The organism is Rhodococcus sp. 06-235-1A (assembly GCF_002258785.1).
Lineage (GTDB): Bacteria > Actinomycetota > Actinomycetes > Mycobacteriales > Mycobacteriaceae > Rhodococcoides.
On record NZ_NOYI01000011.1, the window covers coordinates 1 to 17,247 of the forward strand.

At 62.7% G+C, this 17,247-nt stretch carries 15 protein-coding genes; 2 read left to right on the forward strand and 13 right to left on the reverse strand.

All coding sequences use genetic code 11. The annotated features are described in order from the left end of the window. Positions 1 to 63: 63 nt before the first annotated feature. From CH275_RS29425 to CH275_RS09305, 3 genes are all read right to left on the reverse strand, one after another. Complete coding sequence (locus tag CH275_RS29425) at positions 64 to 234, reverse strand: hypothetical protein (RefSeq protein ID WP_179276065.1); 171 nt, start codon at positions 232 to 234, stop codon at positions 64 to 66. Positions 235 to 412: 178 nt separating this feature from the next. Then, positions 413 to 1,408, reverse strand: coding sequence for a DUF4192 family protein (locus CH275_RS09300; protein ID WP_094677416.1), 996 nt, complete (start codon positions 1,406 to 1,408; stop codon positions 413 to 415). Between the two features lie 218 nt (positions 1,409 to 1,626). Then, entirely contained in the window at positions 1,627 to 2,550 is a 924-nt protein-coding gene (locus CH275_RS09305; RefSeq protein ID WP_143546717.1) for a DNA-processing protein DprA, read from the reverse strand. A 281-nt stretch (positions 2,551 to 2,831) separates the two neighbouring features. On the opposite strand from CH275_RS09305, the gene CH275_RS09310 reads away from it, so the two are divergent. Next, a complete protein-coding gene (locus CH275_RS09310; protein WP_094677420.1) occupies positions 2,832 to 3,359 on the forward strand; it encodes a hypothetical protein in 528 nt (175 codons plus the stop codon). Positions 3,360 to 3,399: 40 nt separating this feature from the next. Then, positions 3,400 to 4,401: a hypothetical protein gene (locus CH275_RS09315; RefSeq protein WP_094677422.1), complete on the forward strand. Its 1,002-nt coding sequence runs from the start codon at positions 3,400 to 3,402 to the stop codon at positions 4,399 to 4,401. A gap of 9 nt (positions 4,402 to 4,410) precedes the next feature. On the opposite strand, the gene CH275_RS09320 is transcribed toward CH275_RS09315, so the two are convergent. The 10 genes from CH275_RS09320 to CH275_RS09360 all read right to left on the reverse strand — a co-directional run bounded on the left by CH275_RS09320 (position 4,411) and on the right by CH275_RS09360 (position 16,971). Then, positions 4,411 to 5,028 (reverse strand): DUF2637 domain-containing protein, encoded by a 618-nt coding sequence (locus CH275_RS09320; RefSeq protein ID WP_094677424.1) that lies wholly within the window; start codon positions 5,026 to 5,028, stop codon positions 4,411 to 4,413. Then, complete coding sequence (locus CH275_RS09325) at positions 5,025 to 5,912, reverse strand: CPBP family intramembrane glutamic endopeptidase (RefSeq protein ID WP_143546719.1); 888 nt, start codon at positions 5,910 to 5,912, stop codon at positions 5,025 to 5,027. The genes CH275_RS09320 and CH275_RS09325 overlap by 4 nt, the downstream gene beginning before the upstream one ends. Before the next feature lie 96 nt (positions 5,913 to 6,008). Next, positions 6,009 to 6,647 (reverse strand): hypothetical protein, encoded by a 639-nt coding sequence (locus CH275_RS09330; RefSeq protein WP_094677428.1) that lies wholly within the window; start codon positions 6,645 to 6,647, stop codon positions 6,009 to 6,011. A gap of 6 nt (positions 6,648 to 6,653) precedes the next feature. After that, positions 6,654 to 6,851 carry a hypothetical protein gene (locus CH275_RS09335; RefSeq protein WP_143546720.1) on the reverse strand — a complete coding sequence of 66 codons (198 nt, stop codon included), beginning with the start codon at positions 6,849 to 6,851 and terminating at the stop codon, positions 6,654 to 6,656. Between the two features lie 31 nt (positions 6,852 to 6,882). Next, positions 6,883 to 7,533 carry a helix-turn-helix domain-containing protein gene (locus tag CH275_RS09340; RefSeq protein WP_094677432.1) on the reverse strand — a complete coding sequence of 217 codons (651 nt, stop codon included), beginning with the start codon at positions 7,531 to 7,533 and terminating at the stop codon, positions 6,883 to 6,885. A 3-nt stretch (positions 7,534 to 7,536) separates the two neighbouring features. Further along, a complete protein-coding gene (locus CH275_RS09345; protein WP_256990938.1) occupies positions 7,537 to 12,897 on the reverse strand; it encodes a telomere-binding protein in 5,361 nt (1,786 codons plus the stop codon). A 223-nt stretch (positions 12,898 to 13,120) separates the two neighbouring features. Then, complete coding sequence (locus tag CH275_RS29430) at positions 13,121 to 13,291, reverse strand: hypothetical protein (protein ID WP_015586065.1); 171 nt, start codon at positions 13,289 to 13,291, stop codon at positions 13,121 to 13,123. Between the two features lie 459 nt (positions 13,292 to 13,750). Continuing rightward, positions 13,751 to 14,146 (reverse strand): hypothetical protein, encoded by a 396-nt coding sequence (locus CH275_RS29145; protein ID WP_143546721.1) that lies wholly within the window; start codon positions 14,144 to 14,146, stop codon positions 13,751 to 13,753. Between the two features lie 332 nt (positions 14,147 to 14,478). Then, positions 14,479 to 15,393, reverse strand: coding sequence for a ParA family protein (locus CH275_RS09355; protein WP_094677777.1), 915 nt, complete (start codon positions 15,391 to 15,393; stop codon positions 14,479 to 14,481). Positions 15,394 to 16,272: 879 nt separating this feature from the next. Beyond that, a complete protein-coding gene (locus CH275_RS09360) occupies positions 16,273 to 16,971 on the reverse strand; it encodes a hypothetical protein (RefSeq protein ID WP_094677436.1) in 699 nt (232 codons plus the stop codon). Positions 16,972 to 17,247 lie beyond the last annotated feature (276 nt).

Here is a 17,247-nt window from a genome sequence, read left to right on the forward strand (position 1 = left end):
GGGCTGGGGCTGGGCGCTGCGCGCCCGCCGCTGCAGGCGAAACGGCAAGCCGTTCCGAGAGATTCAGATAGCGTGATCACGCTGCGCGTGTTCGCGGTCGGAGGTTTTGTTACCAAAACCGCAACGCGCGTCGAAACTGGATTCTCGCAGCACGCTTTTCGGAATCGAGGCGCAACGGAAACCGGCAAGTGCGAACAAAAATTGCCCAGCGGCAACGGAATTGGAGCGCTGCACCTCGGGCAGTCTTCGAATCCGGTCCGGTCAGCGAAAGTGCGTGGGTCCATGGATCAGAGTCTCTCTCGTAGGTCTGACAATCAGGGAAAAGAAGGTCGGGGCACCGGGTCTCCCCCGGCCCCTGGGATCCGGCCGAGTCGAGTTACGCAGCCGGATTCCAGGAGGGTGAGGGTTTCGATCAGTCCGTGCGCAATCGATCGGATTCCGCATCGCGTGCAGCGGGCCGGATCTGCTCCCACAGTGAGGGGTTGATTCCCGCGTTGTATGCGCGTTCGAGAAGCTGCCCCAACGAGTGATCGGGGGCAAGCTCGCGGGCAACGTTCATCGCCTCACGCGCCGGAACCGCTTCCCGTCCGATCCAGTAGCTCAGAGAAGCGAGGACGAACGCAGGGCCGGCTTCGCTGGTGGGCAGCACTGCGCCGACCTGCCGCCACAATTCGCCGAGGACCGCGGCGTTGGCTTCGGTGAAATGAACAAACAGCACATCGCGCACGCGCACGTCCGAGGCAGCGGCTGCGAGCATCGCAGCGTGATAGTCCGATATCTCGATTCCACGGTTGTCCGAATCGAGATACCCGGCGAGCACTTCGCGGTGGATGGTCTCCGCTGCGGAGATCGGTCCTACGGCCGGGAAGGCCCCGCGTGCGGCCCGCATCATGTCCACAACACTCGTGGCGCGTTCGGTGCCGAACTGCTCAGCAGCAAAGCCAGCGCGAATTTGAGCGCGTGAGGCCAGGCGGATCTGCCCCTCGAGTAGAGCTTCCACCACGTACGGGTGAGTGGTGAGATCGACCGCCTCGCCGACCACGTCCGGTCCCGCCAGCACCCCGTTCATCAGGTAGCAGCGTGCACGGCCTTCGTGGAACTGGAACACGGCCACGTCATCGTCCGAAAACTCGTGCAGAACGGCCATCGTCGCCGCATCGGCGTGTGCGTCACTACCGAACACCACCACTACACGCGGCCCGGCCAGATCACGCACGGGGTGACCACTGGGCACCATCAAGGGCACACCGCCGATCGGGGCATCTTCTCCCATGGGGTAGACCATCACGGCCATGACCGGCGCGTTCGGGGTGAACACCACCATTTCGTTCTCGGGAACGTAGCGGACGAGCAACACGGCTGCAGCAACGGCATCGGCGGGGGTGGAGATACGAAAGACAGAGGACATGGGACAAACCCCTTTCAGGGCACAGGGGGCAGATGGTCAGTCCGCCCGATCAACAGAACACCCATAATCTAGCCGAGACCACCGACAAGAACGGTTCACGCGCAACGGAATTCGTCCCCGGCGCACTCGGTGCCGGGGACCGGCACCGAGTACAGAGAGATCCGACGCCAGGACGGGCCCCGCGCAGCCGCAAAGAGGCGGTTCCGCAGGACAGTGAGTCACGACTTTATTTGCGTCACTTCGATATTGGCCGGGGACTGTGCAATACGTCCGATCCCCTCGTAGATCAACGCATGGCATCCTGCCGACGCTGCTGAGGTCACCGGCCCCGGTATCGCGTACACCGCACGTCCGAGCCTGTGCGCTTCCCTCGCCACAGACAGTGCACGTCCGCGCGCCCCGGCCTCGGGCACCACTACCGCATCGGAGAGAGCAGCCAGCAGAACACCACTCCCGTTGAATCGTTCTCGACGAGGCTCTGCACCGAACGAGTACTCGCTCAACACCACACCCTGCTCCGCGACGCGCTCGAGCAACCGAGCATGACCGGACGGATACGCCCGATCCAAACCGCACGGCATCACAGCGACCGGTCCCCCACCGACCCCCAACGCTGCCCGCAACACCGCTCCCTCGATCCCGAACCCGCTGCCCGACAGGACCGACACCCCGCGCATCGCCAAATCCCCGGCAAACTCCGACGCGACATGATCGCCGTAAGCGGTCGAGACCCGGGTGCCGGTAAACGCCACCGCCGCCGAATCAGCACCAGGCAGCACGCCCTGCCCACGAACCCACAGAGCGACCGGAGTCGATCCCTCCAGCCATCCGGCCATCCGCAGCCGCTGCGGCCACTCAGCGTCCGCAGGAGTGACCAATCGTGCTCCCAACGTTGCCGCCGTCTCGAGGTCTGCCTCGGCCCCCGAGTACTCCCACGAGCGAGCCGTCGCACGCAACAAGTCCTCCGACACCTCCCGATGCCGCACAGCCTCGGCTGCAGCCTCCACACCCGATAAGGACACCGCCAGATGAACCAACGCGCCCTGCCCCCGCGCCACGTGAGCGAGATACGCCCACGCCACACGCTCACGCCACACCATCTCGCTACCCGACACCGCGTTCTCACTCGAAACACCGCTCACGACAAACCCTCCCAGGGCTCACACAAGGGGCAGATGGTCAGTCCGCCCGATCAACAGAACAACTCGAACCTACCCCGACACACCGACAAAAACAGCACCTGACAAGCGGAAATGTCCCCGGCGCACCCGGTGCCGGGGACAGCGGGTGCGCCGGGCGGTAAGTTCACGAAGCGGCCAAAAGAGCAGACCGAAGTGTCCTGTTCGAGTGATACAAATACCGAGCAAACGTCACGGGCCACCAACGAAAGACGACCGCGACGTTCGAGAGGGAAGCTGCACACATGACCGAGCCCGAGCCATGGCGTCGAAGCAAGACGCCGGCCCCGCTCCCCCCGAGTCCCGCTGACGCCCGAGCGACCAGCAAACTGACGGACCCGGAGCTGGCTGCGATCATTCGTGACAACCTCCTACCTCGCTCGAACGCAGCCGGCGATACCGCCGATTGGCGCGCATTCTGGAATACCCTCACTTTCGATCCGCAGCTCAACGATCGGGCAAACGCGATCATCGATGTCTACGTCGAGCAAGCAGCAGCAGCGCTCGATACCGGCGAGCTCGACGACGCTCAATACAAGCGTGCCGGCAAGTTTCACGATCTGTGTATCCACGCTCTCGACAGGCTCGACAAGGTGGTCGACGACCCCCTGGCCTGGGCCGGTGCGCGAGCTGCCGGATTCAATCCACGCTCTCGTGAGGTCATCAACACCCTCGTGCAGGCCATCGCCGATCACCGAGACGACGGCGACGACGCCAAGCTCTGGGCGATTCTCGCCGAAGTTCGTTTGGATCCAGGCCATCGACGCCGGTAAGCGCTCCGCTCAACATGGCCGCCCGCGGAGCCTCTGACCGATGAGCTTCTGGGATTCATTTGCGCCCGGCCTCTCGGAGGAGCCGCCGCGACGGGTGATCGTGTCGACCAGAACGCTCAGGTTGGCGATCGAGGACACCTTGATCTATGGGTTCACGCGAGCCGCCCTCGAAGTGGTCCTACCCGACGAACTCAACCTGACGTGGGCAGGTACGGGTACCCCCGTTGAGGCCGAAACCAAGCGGTCCCTGATCGATGGGTACCTCGTAGGATTCGAGATCCCCCAGCTCGTCGCACTGGCGCGTCGCGTGCTCGCAGAATGCGACGTCGCGGACCACGGGCTCGCGGTGCTGATCGCAGAGTACGAAAAGGACTCCAGCGGTGTCGATTCCCCCGCAAAGAACCTGATCTTTGCGGCCACGGGTCCGAAGCCGGAGATGGTGCTGCGCGATGCGGTCAGCAACGACATCCTGATCACCAAGAACGCCGAGTTCTGCCTTGTCTACGACAGACCGATCACCGAGGCCGGCCTGTCCTTTCAGGAGCTGATTCAGTGGTGGCGTGAGCGCGAAGCAATGACAGACAAGGACGATCGCGATGTCGGGCTGTCACTGCACCAACGGCTGCGAGCGAGCCTCGGTAAGAACGAACCCGAGCAGATGGTCTTGGACGTCTACTCACGACGATACAAAGAGCACGGCTTCGGCATCCCCGCTCTGATCCCACAGGTCTACCTCCACTACGACCCGTACACCAGATATCAACGTAAAGGCAACAGTCCCCTCAAACGCCAACGCATGGACTTCTTGCTGCTCTTCAGCGCAAGAAAACGCGTCGTCATCGAGGTCGACGGACGCCAGCACTACGCAAACGAAGACGGCCGCGCCAACACGCAGCTGTACGCCGAGATGGTCACCGAAGACCGACGTCTCCGGCTATCGGGATACGAGGTCTATCGGTTCGGGGGCAAAGAGTTCGAGAGCCCCGATGCACCGTCGATGCTTGCAGCATTCTTCGACGAACTGAGCTCGCGAATGAAGTAGACCGGGCACTCATGCCGGAGCGAGGTATCGATCCTCCTCGGGGGCGACCTGGAGCTCGTCCTCCGCGGCCGCGATCACCGCGTCGACGACCTCGACAGACAGCCCGGTCCTGGTGGCCACTGCAGCGAGCTCATGGCCTTCGCTGGCCAGCTTCAGGACGTGAACGCACAGGACGGCTGTTTCGGCCTCTGTCGGGCTTTTCAGGGCCACCTGACGCTCGCTGGTGTCGTCTGCTGCCGGTGCTTCGAGGCGGACGAGCTGGATCATCAGGTGTGTGGTGACCAGCAATACCAGCGGCGGCGCAGCAGCGGTCAGAGCGGCCACGGTGAAGTTCGAGCTGTAGTCCGCCATCGAGACGTGCACGATGTTGCCGGCTGTCGATGCGACCGATCCGAGGATCAGTAAGGTCCACGCGAACCAGCGGTGCGAGGCGTCGACGACGAGCATGAGTGTTGCGAGGATGACCATTCCGTCGAGCACCAGTGGCAGTACCCATCCCAGTGCTGTCGGGTACCCACTGGCAGTCGCCAGCTGCCACAACGACATTCCGCTTTTGGTGAATGCGCTGATACCGATCAGCGCATTGCCTATTACAGCGCAACGTTTGATGGTCGTCAGATTGGTCATCGGTGTCCTTCGCTGGTGGCGATCGAGGTGTGGCCGGCTGCTGCCGTCGGACATGCTCGATCGGAGTGATCGGGGGTGGGAGTGTTCGACAGTCGATAGATCGACCACAGAGCGGTGAGCGCGATACACCCGCCGATAATTACCTGAGCCACGGTGTAGTCACCGTTGTTCGCAATGACGAGTGCATTCCACGCTGTATGGGCCAGAACGAGTCCTGTGAGACTGCGGAGTCGATAGTAGACGTAGACGGCCACTGCGCCCCATACGAACGCCGACAGAGCCTGCCCCGTTCCCTGGTACAGATGGATGGAAGCTCGAAACAGGGCTGAGCTCGCGATGACGGTGCCGAGCATCCATGGCCGGACGCGCCAGACCAGTCCGACGACCCCGAAGAGCAACAAGACGGGAAGCGCACTGAAGAACGGTTCCTCAGCCGAGCCGGCGACGAGAAGGTGCGCACTGCGCCACCATTGCCCATCGTTGCTGTAATCGCTTGTGCGCGAGATGTTTTCGGCATCTTCGGGGGACAGTAAGGTAGACATCGCCAGGCCGGTGGTGAACAATCCGGTACTGATCAGGGTCCGTGTGCGCCACGTACCAGGGATGGTGTTCGGTTCGGTCTCGTTCGGTTCGATGAATCGGCGCACCGCCGCGACGAGAGCGAGGCCGGCAACTGCGGCGAAGAAGAGAAGCAGGAAGCCAGTTCGAGCGCCGGGCATTGTCGGTGGGGTCGACTCTGTGATGACCTCGGATCCGGCACCGATATGCATCTGGACCGAGGCTGTTGCCTCAACAGGCCAATACGCGATGATGTAGATGGCCGCGAGCGCTAATGGAGAGGCGGCCATGTACAGGCCTAGATCTCGGATATTGTTGCGATTCAACGTGGTTCACTCTTTCTTTGACTCGTCTCGTCTCGTGGCGACACGGACGGGCAAGGCTGCGGATCTGAGCAATTGGGGGCGTCGGGCGGGCCAGGCTCAGTTGTCGAGCAGGCCTGCACCGCGGGCGATAGTGGGTAGGTCGATCGGTGGTGCCCACGCGGCCCACACGCGGGTTCGGCCGAGCTCGACGACGCGATCGTCCGGATAGAGCCGCCACGGCCCGACGCGGTCGAGCAGCTCCCCGACGAGGACGTCGGCGTGAAATCGAGTGGGAACGGTAACGAAGTCATCGAGCGGTCCCCGCTTGTGCAGTGCCGCGACAGGGCGGGGGGCACCTCTGGCAATCGCCGCCTGCCGGAGGTCAGGAGATCCATGGGGGCGGAGGACCGCCACGACATGGGGGTCCATCCAGCGTCGCTCTCGCCATTCCTTACGGACACCGCGGCCCCGGGGAAGGTCGAGCCCGGTCAGGACAGTTCGCGCATTCGCGAGGGTCTGCTGTTCAACTCGTCGGATCTCAGGAAGGGGAAATTGAAGTTGCTGCAACCGGCGGACGGGAATGGCCGCTCGACCGCGAGGTGAGCCCTGCAGCCAACGCTGAACGGTACGGCGAGTAACCCCGAACACTGCTGCGACATAATCGATATCGACACCACCGTTGACCGATGATCCGTAACACGCGGTGAACGCGACTTCGAGCTGTCGTTTGGTCCACCGCGGCCGCTTCGGGTTCATGTCGCCCTAATTGAGAGGACCGAGAAAGAAGCCGTATCCCGTTTTGGCCTGCACAACCGTGCCGACGAGAATCAGACCCACCACCGCACCAATGACCCGGGTCTTCCACTGCTGAGACTTGGTCTCGAACATCTCTTCCTGATCCCTCCTGCAGAGCGCCGCCGTGCGCGATTCCACCGATACCGTAGCGGTTGCACCGGACACTCCGAACACCCGAACTCGCCGACTCTTAAGGTCAGACCGGGTCGACGGAGATGTTGTCGATACTCTCGAAGGTCCACCCATCGACGTACCGATCGCTGGCGTAGCCGCTGAGCCACTTCGAGAGCTCTTTGTCGCCGCCGCGTTCGTACGCCGACCACATCGACTCGACATCGGACGGCGACATACCACTCTGATCCGGAGGGATCTGGATGGAACGATTGCGAATGTAGAACCCTCCCCCACCGGCGACCCCTTGTCGGCCCTTGATCTGCACGCGCGCACCATATTTGGCGATCGACTTACCCTGTTTGCTCTCTCGGACAGCTTTGATGGCGGTGCGCCGGCCCTGTTGCGTCGTCGCCGCCTGCCGCGACTTCGTGGTGAGCTTGCTCAGAGTCCCGGCCTTCGGCTTCGAGATCCGCTGGCGTCCCTCGGCGGCAACCCACCGTTCCACCGTACGACGCGAGACCCCGAGATCCCGCGCAGCTGCGGCAGTGTTCACCCCGCCCCGCGCACCCGGGCCGTACGCGGCGAGGAGCATCCCACGCAGGTCGGGGGCGGTGCCGGCCTTTCCGGAGACATCGGCACCACGCCGACCCGTCAGGCCCTGGAACAGTGAGCTGCGTCGGCGTTCGTCTGCTTCCAGGTTCTCTTTGAAGCCAGCATGTTTGCGACCGGCCATCGGCTATTCCCCCTTACCTGTCGTGGCATCCCAGTTCATCGTCAACGCTTCCTTGCCCTTGTAGCGGCCACCGACGAGGAACTCGAGGTGATCTTCGAGTCGAGCGGAGCCCTCCCACTTGTACTGGCCGAACCCGCGACCGAGCTGCTTGTCTTCGCCGGGCCAGGACGCGATCGGATCCGGGTCGTCGCTGGAGTAGAGCACCGTGTCGTTCGTGATGGCCACCGGCCACCGGTCGGAGACGGTGCCGATCTTGACGATGCGGCGAGTGATGTTCGCGCGCGCTTTGGCGATGATGTGATGGCGTCGCTCCGGCGAGAAACCGGCTCGGCCGGTCATGTGGACCGAGGACCCCATCTGTCCGATCGTGCGGGTGTAGACGCCCTTGAGAAGATCCCTGGCCAACTGAGCATCAACGTCATCGACGTCCAAAGCTGTTCGTGCGTCACGGATTCGCTCGTACCACGGATCGAGTACTCGGCCATGTTCGTTCCACACGTAGGCCTCGATGGGTTCGAGCTCGTAGCCGAGTTCTTCGGCGACCTGCAGACTCGGTGTGGTCACCCACAGCAGCCCCGGACGGCCGCCGAGAGGCATCAACGGATGGGGGATGCGCCAGTCCCCTGCCTCGGGAACCTCCACCCGCCAATAGCCCGGCAGTTTCTTGTCGAACGCACGACCGTCCGGATGATGAGTGGCCGATCCGATCGGCATCTCCAAGCCAGCGATTCCCGCAGCGTGCGAGCCGCCACGGTCGTACGCGTGCACGTAGGTCATCGATGTCTCGTCGCTGGTCGGCTTTCTGGACCACGCGTAATCGTCCTCGAGAGAGCTGATGGTGGCCGGGCCGACGGGGGTCTGTGCCCCGAACATCCGCTCGCGGTCCTTGAATCGAGTCGAGATCATCAGGTCGAAACCTGTGGACTGCGGGGTGATTACCCACGGCATCTTCAGCGCACTGGCGAACAGCGACAGTCGACGCGCGAGTGTGCTCGGTGACGGTCTGTCTCCGAGAATGGGGATATCGCGCGGATCGGCGTTCATGCCGGCAGCCAGAACGACCCACACACCGCGGTGCTCGCCCTGGGTTCGCCACACCCGGGTCCATGCGCCGAGCCGGTCACCGGGCTTACCCAAGGTCCAGCCATCGGCGATCGCATCGGTGACGAACGCCGTGCCGGCAGTGGCCTCGCCGACGTCTTTGCGTCGCTGTGACGGATCGTCGCTCAGCGTGCTCAGATCCACCTCGAACTTCTCGGTCATCGCCGCGGTCACCCAGATCTGCCCGGGTTCGGTCTGCCACGACGAGGTCTGAGTGCCCAGACGCAGTTCCTGCACCAGCTCTGCCACGTGTCCGACGTGAGACATGTTCTGTGGCAAATCGATCCGACTGCCATCGGGCATCCAAATACCGTCGACGTCGAGGACGGCGGCAGGGGCGGCGAACGGGTTGACCGCGGTCTTCGCGGGAGCTGAACGCCGAGGCTGCGTGGTCTCGAGCGGCGCACTGGGTTGCTCGACTGCAGGAGTACTCGACTCGGAGGCCGGTCGACGGGCAGGCTCGGTCGACGGCCGCGGGCCAACAGCGGGCGCAGGCGGCTTCGCTGCGGCTGCGGTATCGGCAACCAGTGCAGCGCGGGAAGCCGCGGTGCTTCCGAACCAGCACGGCGCGTGCAGAACGTGGCCATCGAAGCGAAGGCCCGAGTTCACCCCGCACTTCACACACGGGACGCTCGGCGAAATATGTTCTGCAACAGCGATATGACCCTCGGCGTCGGGGTAGCTTCCCACTGGAATGTCCTCCTGTCCGGAGTTGTCAGACGTAGCTTCGGCGTCGTCGGCACGAGAGCTGTCCGTCGTCGATGAGGTGTCGTTGTTCGATACCGAGAACAACGTCGCAAGTCCGGCCACTGCGGAGGTCGAACCCGGACCGTCGCACGGTGTCGAACCGTCAGGAGAATCGTCGGGCCCGCCATCAGCGTCGAAGATGCCGATCTGACCGTCGTCGGGACCATCGCCGAGGATCGCCCACAGACGTAACGCGGTCATCCGCTGCCGCCGTTCCTCGCAATGAATGGTGCGTTGGACGGTGTAACGGGGCGTCTTGCCTGCGCGTTCCTCGGCAATCAGAACTCCCTCGTCGTAGAGGGCCCGCAGCGCCGTGCCTCGATCGATCTGTGGAGCATCGGACATCGTGGAGGCCGCCGCTTTCAGAACCTGTTCGAGGGCAGTCGATTCGATCAACAGCTGCGCTTCGCCGTCGCGTGGACCGGGGTCGGTGAGCACGTACCCCAACCGAATCCCGCGAGCATCTTCGCGGTACTTCTTGATCTCCTGATAGTCCGAGACCAACGTCCGCCGCCACCCCAAACGGCCGGCCAGCGGGCGGTCGGGTGCTTCACCGGTCCGCACGTCGTCGACATAGGCCAAGCCGGTACGGAGAGCGTGCGCAAGGAGCTCGCGCACCCGAGCTCCGGTACGTGAGGGAAGATCAGGATCGGCCGCAGCGACGACCGCGTCGTGCAACCCGCCGTCGACGACGTCGAGAACCTGCTCGACTTCATCGGCATCGAGTGCGCCGACATCGAGCAGAAAGGCCGTGAACGCCTGCCACCCTGCCCACACGGCACCGACAGCTTCGGCCTGGCGCACGGTCTCACCCTGCTCACGCAGGCCCTCGGCGTAGTGCGCACCCTCGTTGAAGACCTTCTCCCGCAGCTCCTCGAGGCGGGGGCACAACCACTGCAGGAACGAGGCCATCAGCAGTGCGCGTCCATGTCGAGACTGCTCACTGTCGAGTCGAATCAGCTCGTCGAGTTCGATCTCGTCGGACTGCAACGGCACCACCAACATGCGCTGCGCACCGGATCCCGGTCGAGGCATGACCTCCGAGGTCACCATCGCGGACGAGCGAGGGGCGGTGCCGTCGAGGATGCTCAATCCATCGCGACTGGAACGGCTCCGCTGTTCGCCGTTGTGGACCATGCGCGCGAACTCCTCGAGCGCTTTCTGTGCAGCTCCCCAGTCTCGTGTGGGCGCGACGTCGTCGGCCCAGTACAGCGCATCTTTCGACGAATTCAGTTTGATCCGAAGCGCATTGAGGGTGTCACCGTTGCCGGACATCGACGATGCCGGCCGCCGGCGATCCCAGAGCTCACCGAAGTGATGCATCGCGATCGAGGCAATCGAGGTCTTGTAGGACCCAGGCGAACCGATGAGCGACAGGACCCATGGGTTCGGCCCCAAAGCCGCACGAAAGACGTGCCCGAGCAACGGTGCAGCGATTCGCACCGGCAGGCGCGTCAGCATCGATCCCGAATCGACCATGAAAGCATCACGCAATCTAGGTGCATCGGCGATCGGGCACGGCAGGTCGTAACGCGAGAGCGGCCCACTGAGTAGAACCGGTGCAACACGGGCACCGGCAGCACTGATAGCGCCACCTGCGTGCACGTAGAACCACTCGTCGTTTCGGTCCTTACGCCAACCGGTGGAACGGAATCGGACCGTCCGGGCGATCGTCACCCCGCCGGCCACTTTCAGGGCGTCGCGAAGTTTGGCGATCCCAGAGGGTTTGGAGTCGTACGTCGGCGGGCCGGGAAGAGAATCCACCCACGTGCAGTCCCGATAGTCCTGTGCGTCCACCCTCATACGCATGAACTCGCCCGTATCAGGATGGGTGTAGCCGATGACGACAGCGGAAAGTTGTTCGGGCGACGGCGGATTGGCTTCCCGTTGCCCGGCGATGTCTTCGCGTCCGAGCAGCGTCGGCGCGTCGACGTCGAGGCCGTCATCCTGCGACTCGAGGTATTCCATCTCCACAATCCGAGCATCGATGCTGAGCACCATTTTGGCGGTCTGCTCGCCATCTCGGTTGGTGACGATTTCGACGAGGCTTCCTTCGACAACCCGATACGTCGGTGCCGATATCTGAGCGCCGCGAGTGGCCGCCCCGACAACGTGCAGTTGCGGTCCTTCGGAGAGCGGAGGGCTCGATTCATCGGCATCGACGTGGCCGGATCCAGTCGACGGCGGCGTCGCGTCGTGGTCGTCCTCGTCGTGCAGCAGCGGTGGAATCGGAGTGCGGGAAATATCGTGTGCGGCACGGGCAGCAGTGCGGGCTGTGCGCCACACTGCGGTAGCGGCGTCGACCGACTCTTGCGACCACTTCGTGCCTTCGGCGGCAGCGAAACTCCGCACCGCATCGACGGCTTCGCTCAACGGCTCGAACAGGCGCTCCGCCTCGACGGCCCACCGCTGAGCAAGGCGTAACTCGTCGGCGCACTCATCCTGGTGACCTGATACTCGCCCGCGTTCGGCACGCGCGGACGCTTCCTGCGCCGCCTTCTCGACCTCGGCGGCCTTGCCGCGAAGCTTGGCCAGAGCAGCATGTGCCGCAACCTCACCGACATGGACGGGGATCAACCCGTTCCATGCATCGTCTGGTTCCCACAGCTGGGCCTCGACATGATCTGTGAAGTCTGATTTGTCGTCTGTGGTGCCGGGTAGCAGTAGCTGTACCTCGGCATCGACCGCGCCGAGCAGCGACGCCAATTCAATGCCGCGGTCGTATCCGGCAGCGTCGCGATCGAGAACAACACGCACGGCAGCACCGGTGAACACGTCGGCGAGCTGTGGCGGAAAGTTCAGGCCACCTTGGGCATTCGTGGTCGCGCACAGGCCGAGACGCATGGCGGTCTCGACATCCTTCTCGCCCTCGAGCAGCCAAACCGGCTGGCCGGCAGATAGGGCCGCTCGCAGCTGCGGCATCGCGAACAGGACTGGGGTGAACACCGCAGGTTTGCGTTTGACGTAGGTGCGATTCGGACCGACGAACAACTGTCGGAATCGTTTGTGTTTGACGCCGCACGAGGTGCACTCTTCGCGGATGACTTCCTGAACCAATACGCCGTCGGCATCGGTGTAGGGATAGCGCGCGACCTCCGACCAAGAGTGCTCGACTTCGGGTTCCGGTGCCGGACCGGCTATCCGGGCAGGCAGACGTCCCAGACGTCCACGTCGTTTGCCAGCTGCACGTTGCTGCGGGGATCGGCCCACACGCGGTGCGCTCGGATCCCGGCTCGGCAACGGCTCGTCGAACAGATCGGACACACCGATATCGAGACGCTCTGCGATTTCCGCGGCCGTCGCCGAGCAGCCATGGCACCGCAGCAGCACCATTCCAGAACCGTGGTGGCCCGGAGTCCAGGTGACAGACAACGACGCGTGACGGTCGTCGTGAACAGGGCAACGAGCCTGAAACTGAGTGCTCGATGTGGCTTTGAAGCCGCCGAGCTGCTCGAGGCGTGGACGGATGTTGTCCATCGACCACATATGGCCACGGTTGGGCGTCGGTGAGGTCACGACGCACCGCCGACAAGTGGATGTACGACGCGCGCCGGGTTCGGAGCGCAAATCACGGCGAGGCAGGGGTACTGAGCTATGATGTCAATACACCTCCTGTCGTGTTCGTGGTTGTTCCCGGTGGGTGGTTGGAGCGGAGCGATTCGCTCACTTGTGAATCCGGAAGACCCCCCTTCTCGCCGCCAAGCACGAGGGGGGTTTTTCACTGTCTAGGGGTCGGTCATCACGCGCCCAGCTTGTACTGTGCGGGATCGATTCGATCTTGGATGTAGTGCGGCATGGGTAGATCATGGTGTAGCGCCATGACATAGACGTAGTAGTCGCTGAGGTCGAGGCCAAGGGCATCTGCCTCATTTTTGTAATGCGCATACTGCGTGTCGGGCGTGCGCACCATTGCGGGTATGCGAGGGCCCTTCGACTCTCTCCCAGGTTTGCTTCCAGCCATGCCATCACATTAAACGGATTCGGTAACAGAAACAGGGAGGGCGCGACACCCGGTGTGTCGCCTGCCTGTCGTGTCATGTTCACAGTGCCCTATCCCCGTAGTCCGTACCGCCGTCGTGCCTCACATGAGAGGTAGATCCGTCTCGATCTACCTCTGTGACAGAAGTGGCGAAATCTCTCGACATTGTCTCTGCGGCACCGGACACGACGAACATCCCAACTTGTCGGACCAACTCGCGGCGCAAGCCCACTTCTTCCCTATACGCGTGACCTTGGGTCAAGTGAGTGGGGAGCATGGGGAGCATGAACGTAAAGCCAGCTCAAGGACGAAAAAATGCTCCCCACCGGAGTGGGGAGCATGGTGGGGAGCATGGTGGGGAGCCAGGAGCAAGACGCTCCGGCGGGTCGATCAAGAGATCAAATAGCTCTCAACGACCGCAGCAATCAATGCGCTTCGTGAGGGGATGAGCGGGCTTGCTTCTACCTGCTCGTCTATCCATCGGGTCTGGGCGACCCACAGATGCGGACGCACCTCCACTCCCCCGCTCGCGACCTTCGGGCGGGCCAGACGCGGCATGCCTCCGCGTGGTGATTCGACGGGGCGAGGGGCGAAGAGACGAACCAAGGTTTCCGGCGTGTGCTCGGCGAAGGCATCCTCGACGATCTCGCCGTAGGACTTCTTCTCCCGTTGGGATCGCGTTTTCCAAGCCTCTTTCACCGTCGCGGGAACGTAGACCGCGATCGGGCGCACATCTTCATCGCCGATAATCGCAGCCAACGGGTCCGCTGTAGCCGTGTCGGCCACGGTTTCGGGTGTGGTGGCTACGTCCTCGGTTGCGGCAGTGCTGACACCGCGGGGCGAGTCCGGTGTAGCAACCTCGGTCGGGGGCTCTGGTGCGGGTGCCGTGGGAGCCTCTGGTGCGGATGTCGCAGCCGTAGCCTCTGCCGGAGCCTCTGTGCGCGGCGCGTCGACGGTCTTTTCGGCAGCCACGTCGGTCGAGAGAGGTTCCACTGCGGCAGGCCTGGTGAGGGAACCGGTTCCATTGCGAGGGAAAATGTTAGCGAGGCCAGAACCACGGGGTGCGGGCTTGTTGAATTGGTCTGCCAGGCTGGGCCGCTTCTTGCGATCAGTGGTGCTCATGCGGGTGCCACCTCTTCTGCGCGATCGGCTTCGGCAGCAAGCTCGGCCAAGCGTTGCAGAACCTCAGCTGCAAGGGCTTCGTAGTCATCTGCTAATCCGGTTGCATCCCGAGAGAGCAGAAGGCTGGGTGGTTTCACCTTGTCCCGCAGGGCTTTCAACCGCGCCTTCTTTGCGCTTGCAGTAGCGCCTTCGAGTTCGTGAGCTAGGAGGCCGTGCCGCCGAGCGTCTGCAGCGGCGCTCTCCATGTAGCGGATTGTCGTGTCGAAAATGGGTGCGATTGTGTCGGGAATTGCTTGCGTAATACTCTCCCGCACCTGGTCTTGGAGCCGTTGTGACCTACTGCCCACTGCAAACAAGAGCATGCCCGCCAATCGCAGTTGCGGATTGTGCTCCCGGGCACGCGCGAAACGCTCGGCGACGCGGTCGAGACCGTCGAGGCTGCCATCGTCAGCGCGAGTAGGGATGAGAACGGACGACGTGCAGTACAGCACCGCATCGCCGATGATGACGTCGCCCGGCGGGGTATCGAAAAGAACAATGTCATAGTTGGGAACGATCGGGGCAAGGACCTTATGGAGGATCTGTCCCAACGATTCGCCCCCGCGGCTGAGTCTGGAGAGCATCATGCCGGCGACGTCGACGAGCGCAGGACCGGCAGGAATGACGTCGAGACCGGGTCGGACGTCTTTGATGATCGGGGGTTGTGTGCCTGACATCAAAGACATCAGAAGTGCTTCACCGGACTGCTTTTCATAACCGAAATCGCGGGCCAGGTTGCCCTGAGGGTCGAACTCACCGACGAGAACGCGGTAGCCGGCTGCGGCGAACAGGCCTGCGAGGTTGGCAACAACCGTCGTCTTGCCCACTCCCCCCTTGCCTTGGGTCACTGCGAGGGAATTTGATATTGCCATCGAATGGAACCTTTCTTCCAGAGTCCTGGATCCGCGGGCACCCACTAGAGCGCTGCCGTGGAGGATCGGGACCGGGAGCGTTCACAGGGGCCGGATCGATACGTGGCGAGTGGCCCGAATTGTCCCGCACGCTCTTGCACGGGTGGATGCGCGGTTCGTCGTGCGTGGTTGTGTGCGCGAGAGTACGCCCAAACCCGCGCGTAAGTCAACACGGTACAAGTCGCGTAGCAACACGGGTAGCAAAGTGCGCACATGTACGCGATTAGAACACGGTGCTAACACGCGTTGTACTGCGCACAAAGAAATGCGTGTACATACGCCCTGATGATCGCGACTTAGAGCACTGGTTTACACGCACTGCAATACGCATATTAATGCACGTTGCAATGGGGGAATCAACACGCGTGTTGCTCTGCGCATTGCCGTCCGTACTAACGGGCGAGTTTTGACGCGTGTCAACAAACGTACAGACGAGCGTAGCCAGCCGCCACTTAATACGCGGATTGCAACGCGACGACAGGAACGGGTGGCGATGCGAATAGGTCTACGGAGTACTGCGCCCATTATGACGGGAAGGTTGGTCGGTAGATGCTAACGATGATAGGGGAGTAGTTCACAGGGGTGAATCACGGGATCGACCATGGGTAGCAGTCCCGGTCTATCAGAGCGAAGATATATGCGAATCGCGGTGCGATTCAAGCAGAGATGATGGCCGCAGTTCCCCATCTGCAAGCTCCTTCCTGGCCTTGCGAGGACTCAAGCGATGCAAGGCCGGTAGAGATGTCGGTAGGGGAGTGCGAGGAGTGCTGCGTAATCGGATGCGAGGACAGAAGGGGTTTCACACAAAACCGCAGGTCACGAGCACTGTTCCCGTTCCAATCAGCGAAGATCAGAATAGCTTTGACGCGGACGCCGGCGGGGATCGCCAGGCTCTCCGCGGGTCGTTCGCTGCTCGGCTATCCGTTCTTTCAGACCGATCTTCGACGCCATCTGGGTGGCCCACAACAGGGCGGAGTCAGAGACCGATTCCGAGAGCTCAACGGTCAGATCCACAAGGGTGTCTTCGAGCAGTGTCTCGGCGGCTCGGTAGAGGCCCCATAGGTGGCTCAATTCCCAGCTGAGAATGAGGGGATTCCCGAACATCATGCGCTCGCACGAACGCTGAATGCGCCGGACTTGAGGGTTGCTCAGTGCTGTTGGGTCGTACGGGTCAGCCCAGGTCGCAAGGTAGCTGCTCTGCTCGCACGTTCGCGGCAACAGCATGAGGCTGTCTGTCGCGAAAGACCAGCTCCTCGTGTCGAGAACGCGTAGCGATTGCTTGAGTGCGCGGCCCAGGGCTCGCTGACAGGTGGCGGTGTAGTCGGCAAGGGCTAGCCGATAATGCTCCAGCTGTGCCAGATCTTGCACAGTGTGGAACTGGTCCTGCCCACGAGTGAATTCGGTGGCAACGAGCGCGGCCTCGGTGTCCCACCAACGAAACTGGGACTGACGATGGAACTGGCGGTGCCATCGTAGGTCGTCGAGCGCTCGGGCCGCGACCCCGCTGCCTGGCGCGGTGGCGGTGTCGGGGAGGCTCATCGTTCCATGGTTGCAGGTAAACGGTGGCGTGTCACCATCCCTCTGGCATCAGTTCTATGACTGTGCCCACGACCGAAGAGGAAAACGCGGTGGTCGTTCGAGCGCAGTCTCAATGGTGTTCAGTTCATACTCATCGTCTAGCAACCCCTCATTGTCGGCCCATGAAGTTGCAGACGGGGTCGTGTCGACCTCTCATCTACCAAGTATCAGAAGGCAATCAGCGCCACATCAAACCCAAATCAAGGGCACATGATAATTCGCTGATGCCTACACGAT

Bases quoted from the DNA above. Each gene is read 5' to 3' on its own strand.
- CH275_RS09330 (WP_094677428.1), bottom strand. From the start codon at position 6,647: ATGAACCCGAAGCGGCCGCGGTGGACCAAACGACAGCTCGAAGTCGCG.
- CH275_RS09360 (WP_094677436.1), bottom strand. From the start codon at position 16,971: ATGAGCCTCCCCGACACCGCCACCGCGCCAGGCAGCGGGGTCGCGGCC.
- CH275_RS09340 (WP_094677432.1), bottom strand. From the start codon at position 7,533: ATGGCCGGTCGCAAACATGCTGGCTTCAAAGAGAACCTGGAAGCAGAC.
- CH275_RS09315 (WP_094677422.1), top strand. From the start codon at position 3,400: ATGAGCTTCTGGGATTCATTTGCGCCCGGCCTCTCGGAGGAGCCGCCG.
- CH275_RS09300 (WP_094677416.1), bottom strand. From the start codon at position 1,408: ATGTCCTCTGTCTTTCGTATCTCCACCCCCGCCGATGCCGTTGCTGCA.
- CH275_RS09320 (WP_094677424.1), bottom strand. From the start codon at position 5,028: ATGACCAATCTGACGACCATCAAACGTTGCGCTGTAATAGGCAATGCG.
- CH275_RS09355 (WP_094677777.1), bottom strand. From the start codon at position 15,393: ATGGCAATATCAAATTCCCTCGCAGTGACCCAAGGCAAGGGGGGAGTG.
- CH275_RS09310 (WP_094677420.1), top strand. From the start codon at position 2,832: ATGACCGAGCCCGAGCCATGGCGTCGAAGCAAGACGCCGGCCCCGCTC.
- CH275_RS29430 (WP_015586065.1), bottom strand. From the start codon at position 13,291: ATGGTGCGCACGCCCGACACGCAGTATGCGCATTACAAAAATGAGGCA.